The organism is Streptomyces sp. URMC 126 (assembly GCF_051386555.1).
Classification (GTDB): Bacteria; Actinomycetota; Actinomycetes; order Streptomycetales; family Streptomycetaceae; genus Streptomyces.
On record NZ_JBPQTX010001136.1, the window covers coordinates 1 to 250 of the forward strand.

At 72.4% G+C, this 250-nt stretch carries 1 protein-coding gene; it reads right to left on the reverse strand.

Going from position 1 to position 250, the window contains the following annotated elements; genetic code table 11:
- A partial coding sequence (locus ACSNOK_RS35395) for a hypothetical protein (RefSeq protein WP_436784782.1) occupies window positions 1-250 on the reverse strand: 250 nt, incomplete at both ends.

Here is a 250-nt window from a genome sequence, read left to right on the forward strand (position 1 = left end):
GCTGCAGCAGCAGCTTCAGTTCTTCGGCGATCACCCGCAGGGACGCGTCCGGCACGCTGGCCGAAGCGCCCTTGGCTGCCCCCTGGGCCGCAGCCTGGGTCGTCGGCCGCCCGTTCGGGCGAGGATCCTGCGACTGCGCACGCTGCCGCTGGCCGCCGAGCCCTGGCCGATCGCCGGAGACGCTCTCCAGCGCCTCGCCCGGTTTGCCGCTTGCGGTGCTCGGCGAGAAATATTCGGCCAGCCCCTTCAG